Origin of the sequence: Dolichospermum sp. FACHB-1250, assembly GCF_014696335.1 — a bacterium.
In the GTDB taxonomy this organism is placed as follows: domain Bacteria; phylum Cyanobacteriota; class Cyanobacteriia; order Cyanobacteriales; family Nostocaceae; genus Dolichospermum; species Dolichospermum planctonicum.
Window position 1 is genome coordinate 56747 of the sequence record NZ_JACJPZ010000006.1, and the last position, 16452, is coordinate 73198.

The following is a 16452-nucleotide window of genomic DNA, read 5'->3' on the forward strand; positions in this document are numbered from 1 at the left end:
CTAAAATAACGAATCTCAGCCAATATAATTTAACAATTTATCAAAAAAGAGTATTTAGAAATAACCACAAATTTGGTATTATCAATTGCAATATTAACCTGTGTCACAATTTCCACCTCATCCTACTGATAGTAATAACAGTGCCACAACAGATGTCACTCCTGTGGTGGCACTTAAGGAACTCGTGGCCAGGCTACATCGAGAACAAAATAAAATTCAAGACTTGTTGGGTTCTTTAGGATTTGCTCTCAGAAGCTTCCATAATTTAAATCAGTTTTTAGAATTGATTCCTCTTATGGCCACAAAAGTGACAGATGGAGAAGGTAGCGCACTTTTTCTTTATAAACCCAATGGACAAATTAGATTAGAACAATTACATTGGCAAGACAGTCAACAAAGAAAAAATATTAGAAAAGCCCTAGAAACTGCTAGTAGTCAAATTACCCTTTTAAATCATTCCGTTCCTCCAACTATATCTACAGGTATTTTAGATGAACAAATGCACCGTTATCTGGGTGCTGATGTCCAAATCTTTGGTACAGCCATTTTAGTTAAAAATACAGAACGAGGTTGGCTTTATGTTCTCAGTCGTGATCCTGAATATAGTTGGACAGAAACTAGACAGAAATTAGTCCGGTTAGTAGCCGACCAAACAGCAGTTGCCATTGACAATGATGAACTAGCTGTAGAATTAAGAAAAAAAGAACGTTTAGATCAAGAATTAGAAATTGGTGCGGAAATTCAACGCCGACTTTTACCGCGTCAATGTCCCAATATTCCTGGTTTGTCTATAGCAGCACGTTGTAAACCAGCTAATCGCGTCGGTGGTGATTATTATGATTTTATTCCTACTAAACCCAACCCACAACAACCTACAGCTACGCCACGCATGATATCAGAAAATGCTAGTTGGGGTTTGGTAATTGGGGACGTTATGGGTAAGGGTGTCCCCGCAGGTTTAATTATGACCATGTTGCGGGGAATGTTAAGGGGTGAAGTATTACACGGTAACACTCCAGCCGGAATTTTGCAAAATTTGAATCGTGTTATGTATGCGGATTTAGAAAATTCCCACCGCTTTGTAACTATGTTTTATTCAGAATATGACCCGCAAACGCGGATTTTATCTTATAGTAATGCAGCCCACAATCCGCCTTTGTGGTGGCACGCAGCGACAAAGACCGTCACCCGTTTGGATACCTTGGGAATGTTAATTGGTTTAGACGCTAATAGTGAATATGAAGACGCTCAAGCCCAGTTAGAAGTTGGGGATACAGTTATTTATTATACTGATGGTTTGACTGATGCGGCGGCGGCTGGAGGCGATCGCTTTGATGAAGATAATTTTATTACATCCTTTAGAACAGCTTGTAAGTATTGTAATAGTCCTCAAGAAATTGTTGAATATCTATTTGATCAAGTTGAGAAATTTATCGGCACTGATAGACAAAATACAGATGATATGACATTGGTTGTTTTGCAAATTGTGTAATCACTCAAATTTATGTTTATGCTTAACCACTAGTTAATTGTTTAATATCAGCGTGAAAATTAGCATTTTGTAATGCTTGCAATGCTGTTCCCGAATCTTGTACCCAAAACTGTCTACCAAACCGGACAATTTCTCGATGATTTCCTGCTTGAACGATGCCAATTACTGGTACTTTTGATTTATTATCCTTATCTCCAGCTTGGGCTTTAAGAATTGTATTTAGACGATGTTGTTCTTCAATAGTCCCCGCTTGTTGTGGACTAAGTTCCAATAAAATCATTCTTACCATTTCTACAGTTTCTGCATCTTCCAGAATAAATTGACTTTGTTCGTCACGACGATCTACCTTACCCCAAATAATTAATCTAGCATCAACTGCCAGTATAGAACTAATGCGTTCATAAGTTTTAGGAAAAACAATAGCTTCCGTAGCAGCAGATAAATCTTCAACTTGCAAAATTGCCATTGGTTCACCCTTTTTTGTCATTACTTTTTTAACATTATTCAACATTACTACCGCACAAAGGATAGAATCATCCTTTTGTTCACCCAGTTGTGCTAAATTAATTGGTGCAAGGACTGACGATGATTGTCTGATAGATTTGAGAGGATGGTCTGATAAATAAAATCCTAATAATTCCTTTTCCATTCGTAATTTTTCTTGAGGTGGTAAATCATTAACAGGAGGAGCTTTCGGAGCAGATTCAAAAGTGTTTTTTTGAACTAGATTATTATTACCTGCAAATCCACTTCCTAATAAATCAAAAATGCTTCCCTGTCCACTAGCCTTATCTTTAGCACGGGATTGGGCCCACTCATAAACTAATTCCGAATCATGGATTAATTGGTTGCGGTTAGGTTCAATTTTATCAAAAGCGCCGCAGTTAATTAGTGATTCTAAAGTACGTCGGTTCATAGCTCGTAAATCAACACGGTCGCAAAAATCCGCGAGAGATTTAAATGGGACTAATTCTCCTGATTGTTCTCTTGCTTCTAAAATTGAGGCGATCGCATTTTGTCCCACATTTCGTACCGCCGAAAATCCAAATAAAATTTTGTCATCTATGGGAGTAAAATCTAAACCAGAGCGATTAACATCAGGTGGATCAATAACAATACCCATATTAGAGCAATTATCAAGATACTTCCGTACCTTGTCAGTATCACCACTATTAGCAGTTAACAGCGCGGCCATATATTCCAATGGGTAATTTGCTTTTAAATATGCTGTTTGATAGGTGACGTAAGCGTAAGCAGTAGAGTGAGATTTATTGAAACAATTGGCCGCGACAAAACCATTTTTAATCACAAAATTATGGTCATTTTCCACACCAATATCATAAACATTGGCTTGACCGACATATTTCCGGGAAATTATTTTAACCATATTACTTAGTTTTTCTAAATTTGTTTATTTACACCTTAATAGTCATTATCAGCCACACAAATGCCTTTACATTTAATACCATTTGTAGCAGTGCGTTGACAATGGGGACATAAAACTTTTTCGGTTTCTGGTTCTGGACTTATTTCCACATTAGTGTTTTCTTGTAGATTGTCTGTTTCGGTCTGGAGTTTGTCATTCATAGGAATATATTTAATGAATTTCCATCTGCTGAAGTTTCTCTATTAAATCACCGCGTCGGAAAGTGGCAGAAAGTTGTTGTAAAGAAATTTCCTGGCTTCCGTAAAGCACCTGAAGTGCCTTTTGAACATCTCGCACTGAATCATGGAAATAATTCTCCCCATTTTGATTAATCAACTGAGTTACATCTTCAAAATTACGGTGGTCAATTTCCTTCATTTGTAGATTCATTCTTTTGAGAAGTCTTCGCCCCATTTGCATGGCAATAAAGCATGAAGCATAACGGACACAAGCAGGATCATTTGGGTTTGGTCGTTTGCGTTGCTTTTCAGCAATTCTATACAACTGTACAGCGATTACGACTTGTGCGCCATTCAGCTGCTCAGTAAAAATTACATTATACAGTTTACCAAAATGCTCACGAGTGAAAAACTTAGCTTGATGAGGCTTTTGTCGCCAAATCGCTAATACCGCCTCCGCCGCCACACCTGAAGTAATATCTGTGGATTTAGTGGCTGTATCAGAGCGTTTGCGGCGGTAGTTAAATCCCAATTGTTGGATATCCATTTCCAGCCGTTGCTGTCGCTCATCATTGGCTCGCAGGTCATACAGATCCACCGGGTTTTGACTATTGGTAGCATAAGTAATTTTTTGGACTAAATCATCATTATCAGTAGGTAATTGATAAAGCCGAACTAAAACATAAGCTTCAGTATTTTGTCGGCAGAAATTTGGGTCTTGAAGAGTTTTAAAAATGGTCATACAAGTTTGACCACCATTAATAATTTGTAGGTTCTCAACTCGTACCTGATAATCACCATTTTGCAGCGCGTTATAGGAAAAACTGTCGCAAGTTAAAGTAATGCCATTATTATAAAAATAGAAATTGTTTTTTTCATCGCTGTTTAAAGTGTCCCGAATACCCTCATTGACCCGGTTGCCTTGCAGCCCTAAATAACGGCGGATATTGCGTTCTAACAAGCGTTCTCCGTGTCGCTCAATCAAAGCCGCAATTTCAGTTATGGAAATTCTGCCCACCAGCACCCGACTGAAATTCATATCTTCAACTACAGCTTTGCCACTTAGTTGTAAAGTATCTTTAACTGGTTTGGAAGCTTGCAGAATTTTGATCAGATGTTCATGATTGATGTGTTCCCATGTCACCTGATCACCGAATCCAGATCGATCAATTGCTTCTTGAGATGACGCGTTCCATTTTATGCCATTATTACAAGCTAATGCCCGCACCTGGGGAATATATCCATCCCGAATTAAACTCCGGGCTTCTTCTACTTTCGCAAGTAAGCGTTGATTAATATGCTCTAATTTTGCAGTGGGATCAAACAAAAATCGAATCGCATTAATGAGAGCCGTGATGCCATTTTCAGGAAAATTAGTCTTACCTTCTAGATTATTTACATACTTTACCTGAAATAAACTGACTGTAAACTCACCATCATATTCTTCAGAAATGTGCATAGCATCCACACCAAAATCTCCACCACCTTCGGTCAAACAATCAAAGGTATTAGAGTCTTCTAAATCCAGAATTGTTTGCACACAAAAATATACAAATGCTAAGGATTTAAGTTTACCGGCATCATTAATATTTAATTCTTCCGCAGCCCGTTGTCGAATGGCATCAGTCACTGATTGCAAACGTTGATCAATAATAGAGGCATTAATATTCATGATTTGTAGTTGAGAGAGTGACTTGATAGTTTACTAATAATCTGACTATAAAGCTAGAACTAAACGAAGACCTTCATTAATAAGCAACATTGCGCTATTATCTACCTGTCCTACCTGCTCTATTAAAAATGACTTATCCACAGTAATTACTTGGGAAACATTCACAACGGAATCTTGGGATAAACCAGTTTCATCTGTTGTTAGTAAAATATTTCCTGGAGCTTGGGCCAATCGCAGATTAGTTGTGAGAACAGCAGCAATCACAGTTCTAATTCGACTCCTATTAAACTCATCTGATTGAATAATCAAAACAGGTCTACGATATCCTGGTTCAGAAGCAACAGGTATGGGCAGTTCTGCCCACCAAATTTCACCTCGCTGCATCACCAATTTTCCTCTGATATTGTATGGGCTTGTAGACTGACAAACAATGGATCAAGACTGCTATCTTCATCGGCATATACAGCATCTAACTGTTCAGTAATTTGATCCGGTTTATGCGATCGCAAATACTCTTGAAGTGCTACAGCATAAAGCTGACTACGGGATAAGCCTTTATGTTTTGCAAATTGTTCAGCAGCTTCAAAAAGAGGGTCAGGAATGGAAATTGCTGTTTTCATAACTTGGTATAACTTTAGTTATACCTTAATGTTAGCAACTTTTTGTAATTATGGCAATAATCGCTTTAGGACTATAACTAAACTCTCAAAACTCTCTTTGCGTCTCTGCACCTCTGGGTGAGGGGCAAAAAATCTACTGTAGAGACGCAAATTCCCCAATCCCCAGCCCTGGAAATGCTAAAATCAATGACTTGATTCCTTAAAGATAACAATTATGGCATCCATCCGCGAATTGCACGAACAGATAATCACTAAAGAACGTTCTGCTGTTGAAATTACCCAAGAAGCATTAAATCGGATTCAAGAGTTAGAACCAAAACTGCACAGTTTCCTCACTGTCACGACAGAACAAGCCTTAAAACAAGCTCGTGCTGTGGATGCAGTAGTCGCTGCGGGAGAAGAAATTGGACTGTTAGCGGGGATTCCCATCGGCATTAAAGATAACTTATGTACAAAAGGGATTGTCACCACCTGCGCTTCGCGGATTTTAGAAAATTTTGTCCCACCTTACGAATCTACCGTCACCCAAAAACTAGCTGACGCTGGGGGTGTCATGGTGGGTAAAACTAATTTAGATGAGTTCGCTATGGGGAGTTCTACAGAAAACTCCGCTTATCAAGTTACCGCTAATCCTTGGGATTTATCCCGTGTTCCCGGTGGTTCTTCCGGTGGTTCAGCCGCAGCAGTAGCAGCAGATGAATGTGTGGTTTCTCTGGGTTCTGATACCGGAGGTTCAATTCGTCAACCTGCGTCTTTCTGCGGTGTGGTAGGGATGAAACCGACCTATGGCTTAGTTTCCCGTTATGGTTTGGTGGCCTATGCTTCTTCTCTCGACCAAATTGGACCATTTGGACGCAGTGTAGAAGATGCAGCTATATTATTGAGTGCGATCGCAGGTTATGATCCCCAAGATTCTACTAGTCTCAAGGTCCCAATTCCTAACTATGCAGCTAGTTTAAAACCGGATCTCAAAGTTGGCAAAAAATTGAGAATTGGTGTAATTACAGAAACCTTTGGTGCAGGTTTAGATCCTCAAGTAGAAGCTGCTGTCACTAAAGCTATTGAACAACTGCAAGAATTAGGTGCAGAAATTCATCCTATTTCCTGTCCCAGTTTTCGCTATGGTTTACCAACCTACTACATTATCGCCCCCTCGGAAGCCTCAGCTAATTTAGCCCGTTACGATGGCGTTAAATATGGTTTACGTTCTCCTGATGCGGACAATCTTTTATCAATGTATACCCGGACTCGTTCTCAAGGCTTTGGAGCGGAAGTCAAACGCCGGATTATGATTGGCACTTATGCCCTTTCCGCTGGTTATTATGATGCCTATTATTTGAAAGCGCAAAAAGTCCGCACTTTAATTAAACAAGACTTTGAAAAAGCTTTTGAAATAGTAGATGTTTTAATTTCTCCCACTGCACCTACTACCGCATTTACAGCCGGAGAAAAAACTACCGATCCTTTGAGTATGTATTTGAATGATTTAATGACTATTCCCGCTAATTTAGCTGGTTTACCAGGGATTAGTTTACCTTGTGGTTTTGATAGTCAAGGTTTACCAATTGGGCTACAAATAGTTGGCAAAGCTTTGGGAGAGGAGCAACTTTTCCAAGTAGCTTATGCTTATGAACAATCAACTAATTGGCATTTACAAAAACCAAAAATTGTTTAATTTGTCAGTTACCAATTACCCATTACTCATTACCAATTACCCATTACCCATTACCAATTACCCATTACCAATTACCCATTACCAATTACCCATTACCCATTACCAATTACTCATTACCATAGAAATTTCAAAAGTATGAGATCATCAAGATCATATACACTGTTTTTTTAAACTCAACAATCATCGAAGCAATATAAACAAATGGAACAAAATCGTCAGTCAACCGTAATCATTACAGGTGCTTCTTCAGGAGTAGGTTTACAAGCAGCAAAGGCTCTCGCTAATAGAGGACAATGGCACGTTATTATGGCTTGTCGTGATTTAATCAAAGCCGAAAAAGCTGCTAAAAGCGTGGAAATACCTGCAAATAGCTACACACTCATGCACATTGATTTAGGCTCTTTAGAAAGCGTTCGACAATTTGTCAACAATTTTAGGGCTACTGGTAGAAGTTTAGAGGCTTTAGTTTGCAATGCTGCTATTTATATGCCTTTAATCAAAGAGCCTTTATTTTCTCCCGAAGGATATGAATTAACTGTCACTACAAATCACCTGGGACATTTCCTACTGTGTAATCTCATGTTACCAGATTTGCAAAAGTCATCTGCCACTGATAAAAGATTAGTAATTCTAGGAACTGTTACCCATAACCCAGATGAATTGGGTGGCAAAATTCCCCCTCGTCCAGATTTGGGTAATTTTGAGGGTTTTGCAGCAGGTTTCCAAGACCCAATTACAATGATTAACGGTAAGAAGTTTGAACCAGTCAAGGCTTACAAAGATAGTAAGGTATGCAATGTGCTAACTATGCGCGAACTACATAACCGTTTTCATGAAAAAACTGGTATTACTTTCAGTTCTCTCTATCCTGGTTGTGTAGCCACAACGGCTTTATTCCGTAATCATTACCCTCAGTTTCAAAAACTTTTCCCTCTGTTCCAAAAATATATTACTGGGGGATTTGTCTCTGAGGAATTATCAGGAGAACGTGTTGCTATGGTAGTAGCTGACCCTGAATACAAGCAATCTGGTATTTATTGGAGTTGGGGAAATCGTCAAAAGAAGGATAGAACATCTTTTGTACAGAAAGTTTCTCCCCAAGCACGAGATGACGAAAAAGGCAAACGAATGTGGGAACTTAGCACTCAGTTGGTTGGTTTAGGAAAAGAGTCTGAAAAGGCAAAATCTCTCATCTAATTACTAATTGATAGTTGATAATTGATAATTTACAGTTGTCAATTGTCAATTATTTATGATCCATTACTGATCGTTGGCTTTACATTACTATTTGCTTGCCTTACATTACTAATCTTTGGCTTTACATTCTCTCTTTTTATATTGAATAATAAAGGGGAAAAGATTTAGCCTCTTTAGGCTTGACATAAACTTTTTCTTGTGGTTCTAACTTTAATTCATCAAACCGTTCCCGTGTTAAATGGGCTGTCATCATTTGTCCATCATCTAAGGTTAATTCTACTTGAATTTCCCAACCTAAATGAATGATTCTGCTAACTATAGCTGGTACTGTGGTCCCATTAGCAACTGTTTCAATGATGATATCTTGAGGACGCAAAAATGTTTCTGGATGTGTTGACTCAAATCCACTACTTTGGAAAATTTTAGCAGAACTAGGTAATATATTCACAGGACCGATAAAACTCATGACAAATGCTGATGCAGGATGATCATAAATCTGTGCTGGTGTTCCTACCTGTTCAACTTTACCTTTATTCATAACTACAATTTCATCAGCAACCTCCATTGCTTCTTCCTGATCATGAGTAACAAAAACTGTGGTAACATGAACCTCATCATGCAGACGACGCAACCAAGCTCGTAAGTCTTTACGGACTTTAGCATCAAGTGCGCCAAAAGGTTCATCTAATAATAGTACATTGGGTTCTACCGCTAATGCTCTAGCTAATGCTACCCGTTGTCTTTGTCCCCCAGACAATTGCGAAGGATAGCGATCGCCTAACCCGCTTAATTGCACCAATTCTAGTAGTTGTTCTACTTTACCTTGAATTTTCTTTTGCGGAGCTTTGCGAATTTCCAAACCAAAAGCGATATTTTTACGAACAGTTAAATGTTTAAATAGAGCATAATGTTGAAAGACAAAGCCAATATTTCGTTCTTGCACACTTTGATAAGTAGCATCTTTCCCTGTCAGAATAATTTTACCTGTATCTGGCATTTCTAAACCAGAGATTAACCGTAATAAAGTAGATTTACCAGATCCAGATGGACCTAATAAAGCCACAAGAGAACCACTTTGAATTTCCAGATTTACCTGTGCAACGGCCTGGAAACTACCAAATTGTTTAGAAACGTTTTCTACTACTATACCCACTGGTGCTACACCTCTGCAAATAATCTACGGTTTTTAAGTAGGAATACCGTACTTTACTTATATCATAAATATTTGCCGTGTTGTTATTAAAATTTGTGAATGAAAAGATTTTGAGTCTGTTTTATCAGATGCGATGAAACATAATGGATTCAGAAAATATCTGATCTCCTCACCAAATTACCATAAAATAATGAGCGCGATATCTCCAAAGATTGAGGAAAATGAGATGAGTTTATTAAAAGATCAGGTAGCAATTGTCACTGGTGCATCACGAGGAATTGGCAGAGCGATCGCTTTACAATTAGCCTTTGAAGGTGCAAAAGTAGTTGTTAACTACACTAGTTCTAGCACAGCTGCAGATCAAGTAGTAGCAGAAATTACCACAGCCGGAGGTGAAGCATTTGCTATTCAAGGAGATGTGTCTCAAGAAAATCAAGTAGATACACTGATTAAAACCACCTTAGAAAAGTTCCAGCGAGTGGATATCCTAGTTAATAACGCCGGAATTACTCGTGATACCCTGCTGCTAAGAATGAAATTAGAAGAATGGCAAGCAGTGATAGACATTAATTTAACTGGCGTATTTTTATGTACAAAAGCAGTCAGTAAAATTATGCTTAAACAACGTTCAGGGCGGATTATTAATATTGCTTCCGTAGCTGGACAAATGGGCAATCCTGGACAAGCCAATTACAGTGCCGCCAAAGCGGGTGTGATTGGTTTTACCAAAACCGTAGCCAAAGAACTTTCTTCCCGTGGAATTACTGTAAATGCCGTTGCTCCGGGTTTTATTATCACTGACATGACCAGCGATATTAAAGCCGAAGGAATTTTACAATATATTCCCTTGGGGCGTTTTGGTCAACCGGAAGAAATTGCCGGCATGGTAAGATTTTTAGCATCTGATCCCGCAGCAGCCTACATCACTGGACAAGTATTTAATGTTGACGGTGGCATGGTGATGTAGTTTGATAATACGCTCATACCCAGATCTCCGACTTTTCAAAGAAGTCAGGGATCTATGCCTATAATCATTTTTAGCGATTATTCAGTATTCTTTGCCAAACAGTAAAGCCTAACAGCAAGATAATACCAGCAGCAGTAGCCAGGATTACAGATAAACTCATACCCTGGATTTTCATAGCCAGTAAATTACAACCCAAAGTAATGGACCATAAGATAAAAGCCGCATTGCGTTGGGATAGTCCCCAAGCCAACAAACGGTGGTGCAGATGGTCTTTACCAGGTGTACTCAAAGGGTTTTTTCCGGCCATGATCCGGCGTATAAACACTTGAGTAGTGTCAATAACTGGCAACAACAGAAATAAAACTGTAGGTATGAGGGCATAAACAGTATTTTGTTGAAGTTTACCTAAAATGCTGGTTGCTGCTAAAACATAACCAAAAAAGTATGCTCCAGCATCACCCATAATGATGTGTGAGGGGTGAAAATTATGGCGTAAAAAACCCAATGCGGCCCCTCCCAAAGCCGCTAAAACTAAAGTAGCAGCCGCACGATTATCAAATTGGGCAGAAACTCCTAATAAACTAATAGCAGTAATAAAACTGATACCACCAGCTAAACCATCCATACCGTCCATGAGGTTAATGGCATTAGTGATTCCTACTACCCACAGTACCGTTAAGGCCATAGATAAGAGAGAATCAACTGGTGTACCAAAGATAACTTTAATACTGATCCCGTTACCAACTAACAAAAGTGCTGTCGTCACCTGAGCCCATAACCGCACAGAGGCAGGTAAACCAAATTGGTCATCAATAAAGCCAACCAGAACTAAAATTGAACCTCCCAGGAGAATGGTTAAGACTTGAGCCAAAACGCCCTGGATTTCAATTGGCCGCAAGAGACTAGCTAAGACCAAAGCCGCAATTACACCCGCATAAATTGCCAAACCGCCGGCATTAGGTAAAGGTTCTTGATTCAGTCGTCGGGCATTGGGTTGGTCTGCCCAACCTACCTCTAAGGCAAATTTGCGAATTGTGGGAATTAAAAACCAGGTGACACCTGAAGCTAATAGAAATGTAAACACTACAGCTAACCAGCCGGAGCCGCTAGGTTTAGCAATGCCAAGGGATATAAGGAAGTTTTCTAGATTCATCTGCTCCCAAGACAATCATGGGTTTTATAGTTAAATATTAGTATCAACTGCTAATGGTAATGTATTTTGGGATTTTGATGGTGCATCTAAATTGTGAAATAAAATAAATTGTGCAAAGGGATTAGCACTCTTGGTCAGTGAGTGCTAAATTGTCTAATGGAAGTATATAGAGAAATAAAACATGGCCAAGGTTATTGCATTTAAGGAAGAATCACGGCGTGCTTTAGAAAAGGGTATTAACACCCTAGCAGATGCGGTGAAGATCACTTTGGGTCCAAAAGGACGGAACGTTCTATTGGAAAAAAAATTTGGTATTCCCCAAATTGTTAACGATGGTATTACTGTTGCCAAAGAAATTGAATTAGAAGATCCTTTAGAAAATACTGGTGCTAGATTGATTCAGGAAGTAGCATCGAAAACTAAAGATATAGCTGGCGATGGCACTACCACTGCCACAGTTATAGCACAAGCCTTGATTAAGGAAGGTTTAAAGAATGTTGCAGCGGGAACAAATCCCATGAGTTTGAAACGGGGTATTGATAAAACCGTTGAGGGACTGGTAGCAGAAATTGCCAAAATTTCTAGACCAGTAGAAGGAAGTGCTATTGCTCAAGTTGCCACAGTTTCCGCTGGAAATGATGCTGAAGTTGGCAATATGCTGGCATTGGCCATGGAAAAGGTGACAAAAGATGGTGTCATTACCGTGGAAGAATCTAAATCTCTCACTACTGAATTAGAAGTAGTTGAAGGAATGCAGATTGATAGAGGTTATATTTCTCCCTACTTCATCACCAATAACGAACGGATGACAGTAGAATTTGAAAATGCTCGCATCCTGATTACCGATAAAAAAATCAGCAGCATCCAAGATTTAGTACCTATATTGGAAAAAGTTGCCCGTTCAGGTCAACCTTTACTAATTATTGCTGAAGATGTAGACGGTGATGCTTTAGCAACTCTGGTTGTGAATAAATCTCGTGGTGTGTTGGCTGTAGCTGCCATTAAAGCTCCTGGTTTTGGCGATCGCCGTAAGGCTATGCTAGAAGATATTGCCATTCTCACCGATGGGCAATTAATTTCTGAGGAAATTGGTTTAAGCTTAGACACCGCTACCTTGGAAATGTTGGGAACTGCTGTAAAAATCAACATTGACAAAGAAAACACTACAATTGTCGCTGGTAGCACTGTTAAACCAGAAATCCAAAAACGAATTGCTCAAATTCGGAAACAGTTGGCAGAAACTGATTCCGATTATGATACCGAAAAACTGCAAGAACGCATTGCTAAGTTAGCTGGTGGTATTGCTGTGATTAAAGTTGGTGCAGCCACAGAAACCGAACTCAAGGACAGAAAACTACGAATTGAGGACGCACTTAATGCCACTAAAGCAGCTGTAGAAGAAGGTATTGTTCCCGGTGGTGGTACAACATTGATTCATCTATCTAGTAAGGTAGATGAAATTAAAGCCAAACTCTCCCCTGAAGAAAGAATTGGCGCTGATATCGTCCAAAAAGCCTTAGAAGCACCCCTGCGACAAATTGCAGACAATGCCGGAGTAGAAGGTTCTGTAATTGTGGCCAGAGTCCGGGAAACTGACTTAAATATCGGCTATAACGCAGCGACTGGGGAATTTGAAGACTTAATTGCTGCTGGTATCATTGATCCTGCCAAAGTGGTTCGTTCTGCTTTACAAAATGCCGCTTCTATTGCCGGTATGGTACTCACCACTGAAGCTATTATCGCCGAAAAACCTGAGAAACAAGCCGCTGCCCCTGATGCCGGTATGGGCGGTATGGGTGGTATGGGTGGTATGGGTGGTATGGGTGGTATGGGCGGTATGGGTGGTATGGGTGGTATGGGTGGTATGGGTATGTTCTAATTTGATACTGTCCCAAATCCATAATTTATGTAATTGATGAGTTACCCACCCCTAGAGTGCTGAGGGGTGGTTTTTTAACTAATTTTTTGGCTATAGCTGTAGCTAGGTTAATTAGGACGCTGCTTCCACCACTTTTGCTGGGCAGTCTTTACTATCAAGTCTGGTCATTATGGTTTATGTCTTAATCTTGATGGCTACAGCTATAAATAGGTAATATTGCCATTAATTCTCTTTCTGTTCCTGAAAAAACTTTTGGTAAATAGTTTTAGTATTTTCTTCATTAGCAGAAGTAGCAGTCATTTGATAATCAACCAAATTATCCACAAAAGGAAGAGATACCTTAAATGTACCATCAGCATTGAGTTTGACATTTTGACCATCAATAGTGACAATTGCATCTTGTTTTGTTGCACCATAAATCACTAATTCGGTATCAACGACAAACCAGAAATCTGTACTAGGACTACTGAAGACGTGAACTGTACCAGAACGAGCCAGACATAACCACTGATGATCATTAATTAAATAACCAATTTCTGTCATGTAATCACGTTCACCTTTGGGAATAGGTATATAACAATCATGAATTGCGGTTTCACATTCGTATTGTTGCACCAATTCAGGAAACTGATAGCTAAGGTCAAGGTTAGTAACATCATAGAGACGTACAGCCAAAGTCATAAATCCTTGATTCTTTAACATCTTTTGATGATTTATGGCTTGTTTCAACTTATCGCTATCAGAAATATACCAAGATACATAAGCCCATTTGGGAGTGCGGGGTGTGAAGATAATTCTGGTATTTTCATCAGCATTGATTTGGTTAATAGTAGTCCAAGCTGCTATTTCTGCATCTAACTCCATTGCGATGTTTTCATCTGTGGTTGTAGAAGGGAATGGAGTCGGTAATATTTCTTCTGCTATCTCAGGTATATTGGGTTCAATGTCATTGGTGATCGAATTTAAAGCCTCTTCCAGATTTAATGGTAAATCGGATAATAAATTTTGATCGGGTGGTGATTGGTGATTTGGTGGAAAGGATATACCGAGTAATTCTGATAAAGAGATATATTTATCTTCTCTAATTGCAGCAGGAGGTCTATTGAGCAATTCTGATAAAGATATGGTCTTTTGATCAGATGATGTTGATGTTAGTGGTTCGGATGTTTCTAGTAGAGAATTGGTAAATTCATCTATGGGTATGTCTGAGTCAATTAGATCGTGATGAATACTTGGGATTGGTGGATAATGATTATTGACGACAATCACAGGAGCTTCTGTATCCCACATTGTGCCATTATAGTCTAAATCAAGTTCATTAATTTCCTTTATCTGATCCTTTGGGGAAATTGTCTGGGTGAGAGCTAGATTATTTGCTGCTGTTGCTTGTGGAAAAATGTCCTCTTGAGAGTGATTACCGTTGAGTCCATTATGATTGTTAGTTGTAGTTGGTGGGATAGCTGCGTCTAGGGTTTCCTTGGTTGCTTCTTGAAAGAGGTAGTCATCCTCTAAATCTTCTGAATCTAATATATTTGAATTTGATTCAGTTGTTGCATTTAGCGATCGCTTTTTTCTTCCCCACAACAAAGGTAAACAACTAATTAAACCAACAATCAAAAATAAGGGTAATAGCAGCAAAAACCCGATATTTTTAGTGAGCATTGAAGGGTCACTAAAGGGATTTACCAACTGTATTTCACCCCCAGTTTCTATAGGTTGCTCTGTAGCGGGGCTTGTGGGAATAGGTGATAAAGATGGATTTTGATCAATTGTAGAGGTTGCTGTTGGGGTTGCTGTTGAGATTTCTGTCGAGGTTAGGGTAGGAGTGGTAACAGTTTGTAATTGACTCGACATAATAGCAAGTGCTTCTGCTTGTCTAGCAGCTTTTATAGATTCCTGTCCGGGTTTAGCTAAAATAAATCCGAGAAAATCCTTAACTTTTGGACTGGGATTTTGTTGATAAACGTAGACAAAAGGCTGGTAAAAAGGATATTCCACAGTGTCTGGTGAGAAGTCCTGTATTTTCAAGACTCGCACCGCAGGCAATTTAGAAACCTGATTTGCTAAAACATAGCTAATGCCATCATCACCTAATTCTTTAATTATATTGGCTGTATTATCGTCTAGCATTTGTACAGCATTTCCGTTAGCAAATTGGCCGGATTTAAATGCTGGATATTCGCCCAAGGAAGCACGAGTATCACTATGGTCGGGATGATCTATCAATCTAATTTTACCTTGAGCATTCCCCACTTGTGACCAGTCTGTAATTTCCCCTCGGAAAATTTTCGCCAACTGTTCAGTAGTTAAGCCACCTTGAAAGGGATTATGGTTGCTAACAATGATAGCGATTTTTTCCCGACGCACCAGTATTTGTTGTAAACCTTGTGCTTTTTCTTCTGGGGTGAGTCGGCGACCAAGGGCTGCGAGATCAACTTTACCATCTAAAATCGCTTTTAATGCCTCTTCATTGCCATTGATAGCAACTTCTACCTGAGTTCCCGAAAACTGTTTTTCAAAGTTTTCTTTTAAGGTTTGGTTAAGGGTGAGAAAGTTAGCCGAACCGTCAATTTTAACTATTGTGCCATTTTCTACCGTTTGCGGCAGGGAAAAGGCCGGAGTATGAGTCTGGGATTCTGCTTGGACTGGTGCGGAAATTAAGAAACTTGCTACCATGGGGCTGGTAGTTATGGACATTAATAAAGCCAGATTGATAATTACACTATCTTTTTTTTGTTGTTGCCACATACATCCCTAATTAAGCTAAAATAAATGGACTACTCGCCAATACTCAAAATAGTTGTTTGATTGAGCAGACGGGTTAATTATACAACTTGAGTCATTTTTATCTGTAATAACACAAGTGATGAAAATAAAAAAGGGGTCGGGAGTCGGGAGGTGGCTTCCACTCAACAGGCCGAGTAAAAACAGAATGGGAAAAACTTTGATTATGGGAGAGACCTGAAAACCCGGTTAGGGTTTGAGGCTTTTGTGGTTAATAAAAATACTTTTCAAGTCACCCTTTAGACTTAAAAGAAA

Annotated in this window: 14 protein-coding genes; 6 read left to right on the forward strand and 8 right to left on the reverse strand. The window is 39.2% G+C overall.

Annotated features, from left to right (window positions below; all coding sequences use genetic code 11):
* Positions 1-100: 100 nt before the first annotated feature.
* Positions 101-1492, forward strand: a complete 1392-nt coding sequence (locus H6F39_RS03495) for a PP2C family protein-serine/threonine phosphatase (RefSeq protein ID WP_137908842.1) — start codon at positions 101-103, stop codon at positions 1490-1492.
* Positions 1493-1514: 22 nt separating this feature from the next.
* Here H6F39_RS03495 and H6F39_RS03500 read toward each other — a convergent pair whose 3' ends face one another.
* The 5 genes from H6F39_RS03500 to H6F39_RS03520 are packed head-to-tail and all read right to left on the reverse strand — an operon-like array spanning position 1515 to position 5389.
* Entirely contained in the window at positions 1515-2879 is a 1365-nt protein-coding gene (locus H6F39_RS03500) for an OB-fold nucleic acid binding domain-containing protein (protein ID WP_190371973.1), read from the reverse strand.
* 35 nt (positions 2880-2914) lie between these two features.
* Positions 2915-3079, reverse strand: coding sequence for a hypothetical protein (locus H6F39_RS03505; protein WP_190371972.1), 165 nt, complete (start codon positions 3077-3079; stop codon positions 2915-2917).
* Positions 3080-3089: 10 nt separating this feature from the next.
* The gene (locus tag H6F39_RS03510) at positions 3090-4769 is read right to left on the reverse strand and encodes an AIPR family protein (RefSeq protein ID WP_190396247.1); all 1680 of its coding nucleotides are present in this window, start codon (positions 4767-4769) and stop codon (positions 3090-3092) included.
* A gap of 45 nt (positions 4770-4814) precedes the next feature.
* A complete protein-coding gene (locus H6F39_RS03515; protein ID WP_137908845.1) occupies positions 4815-5153 on the reverse strand; it encodes a type II toxin-antitoxin system PemK/MazF family toxin in 339 nt (112 codons plus the stop codon).
* Entirely contained in the window at positions 5153-5389 is a 237-nt protein-coding gene (locus H6F39_RS03520; protein WP_137908846.1) for a ChpI protein, read from the reverse strand. Before H6F39_RS03520 ends, H6F39_RS03515 begins: the two co-directional genes overlap by 1 nt.
* 214 nt (positions 5390-5603) lie before the next feature.
* On the opposite strand from H6F39_RS03520, the gene gatA reads away from it, so the two are divergent.
* The 3 genes from gatA to H6F39_RS03535 all read left to right on the forward strand — a co-directional run bounded on the left by gatA (position 5604) and on the right by H6F39_RS03535 (position 8261).
* Entirely contained in the window at positions 5604-7064 is a 1461-nt protein-coding gene (gatA, locus tag H6F39_RS03525; RefSeq protein ID WP_137908847.1) for an Asp-tRNA(Asn)/Glu-tRNA(Gln) amidotransferase subunit GatA, read from the forward strand.
* Between the two features lies 1 nt (position 7065).
* On the forward strand, positions 7066-7203 hold the full coding sequence (locus H6F39_RS03530; protein ID WP_190396248.1) for an alpha/beta hydrolase: 138 nt from the start codon (positions 7066-7068) through the stop codon (positions 7201-7203).
* A 62-nt stretch (positions 7204-7265) separates the two neighbouring features.
* Positions 7266-8261, forward strand: a complete 996-nt coding sequence (locus H6F39_RS03535; RefSeq protein WP_190371968.1) for a protochlorophyllide reductase — start codon at positions 7266-7268, stop codon at positions 8259-8261.
* A gap of 136 nt (positions 8262-8397) precedes the next feature.
* On the opposite strand, the gene H6F39_RS03540 is transcribed toward H6F39_RS03535, so the two are convergent.
* Positions 8398-9414 (reverse strand): TOBE-like domain-containing protein, encoded by a 1017-nt coding sequence (locus H6F39_RS03540; protein ID WP_190371967.1) that lies wholly within the window; start codon positions 9412-9414, stop codon positions 8398-8400.
* 226 nt (positions 9415-9640) lie between these two features.
* Between H6F39_RS03540 and fabG the strand changes: the two genes are divergently transcribed.
* Positions 9641-10381, forward strand: coding sequence for a 3-oxoacyl-[acyl-carrier-protein] reductase (gene fabG / locus H6F39_RS03545; protein WP_190396249.1), 741 nt, complete (start codon positions 9641-9643; stop codon positions 10379-10381).
* Positions 10382-10451: 70 nt separating this feature from the next.
* Here the strand turns inward: fabG and H6F39_RS03550 are convergent, their stop codons facing one another.
* Positions 10452-11534 (reverse strand): MraY family glycosyltransferase, encoded by a 1083-nt coding sequence (locus H6F39_RS03550; RefSeq protein ID WP_190371966.1) that lies wholly within the window; start codon positions 11532-11534, stop codon positions 10452-10454.
* Positions 11535-11715: 181 nt separating this feature from the next.
* Here H6F39_RS03550 and groL point away from each other — a divergent pair, with 181 nt between their 5' ends.
* Complete coding sequence (groL, locus tag H6F39_RS03555) at positions 11716-13413, forward strand: chaperonin GroEL (protein ID WP_190396250.1); 1698 nt, start codon at positions 11716-11718, stop codon at positions 13411-13413.
* A gap of 222 nt (positions 13414-13635) precedes the next feature.
* Here the strand turns inward: groL and H6F39_RS03560 are convergent, their stop codons facing one another.
* The gene (locus H6F39_RS03560) at positions 13636-16161 is read right to left on the reverse strand and encodes a substrate-binding domain-containing protein (protein WP_190396251.1); all 2526 of its coding nucleotides are present in this window, start codon (positions 16159-16161) and stop codon (positions 13636-13638) included.
* Positions 16162-16452 lie beyond the last annotated feature (291 nt).

Coding starts and splice junctions, on each gene's coding strand:
- H6F39_RS03535 (WP_190371968.1), top strand. CDS start 7,266: ATGGAACAAAATCGTCAGTCAACCGTAATCATTACAGGTGCTTCTTCA.
- H6F39_RS03505 (WP_190371972.1), bottom strand. CDS start 3,079: ATGAATGACAAACTCCAGACCGAAACAGACAATCTACAAGAAAACACT.
- H6F39_RS03560 (WP_190396251.1), bottom strand. CDS start 16,161: ATGTGGCAACAACAAAAAAAAGATAGTGTAATTATCAATCTGGCTTTA.
- H6F39_RS03520 (WP_137908846.1), bottom strand. CDS start 5,389: ATGAAAACAGCAATTTCCATTCCTGACCCTCTTTTTGAAGCTGCTGAA.
- groL (WP_190396250.1), top strand. CDS start 11,716: ATGGCCAAGGTTATTGCATTTAAGGAAGAATCACGGCGTGCTTTAGAA.
- H6F39_RS03550 (WP_190371966.1), bottom strand. CDS start 11,534: ATGAATCTAGAAAACTTCCTTATATCCCTTGGCATTGCTAAACCTAGC.
- H6F39_RS03510 (WP_190396247.1), bottom strand. CDS start 4,769: ATGAATATTAATGCCTCTATTATTGATCAACGTTTGCAATCAGTGACT.
- H6F39_RS03515 (WP_137908845.1), bottom strand. CDS start 5,153: ATGCAGCGAGGTGAAATTTGGTGGGCAGAACTGCCCATACCTGTTGCT.
- fabG (WP_190396249.1), top strand. CDS start 9,641: ATGAGTTTATTAAAAGATCAGGTAGCAATTGTCACTGGTGCATCACGA.
- gatA (WP_137908847.1), top strand. CDS start 5,604: ATGGCATCCATCCGCGAATTGCACGAACAGATAATCACTAAAGAACGT.
- H6F39_RS03500 (WP_190371973.1), bottom strand. CDS start 2,879: ATGGTTAAAATAATTTCCCGGAAATATGTCGGTCAAGCCAATGTTTAT.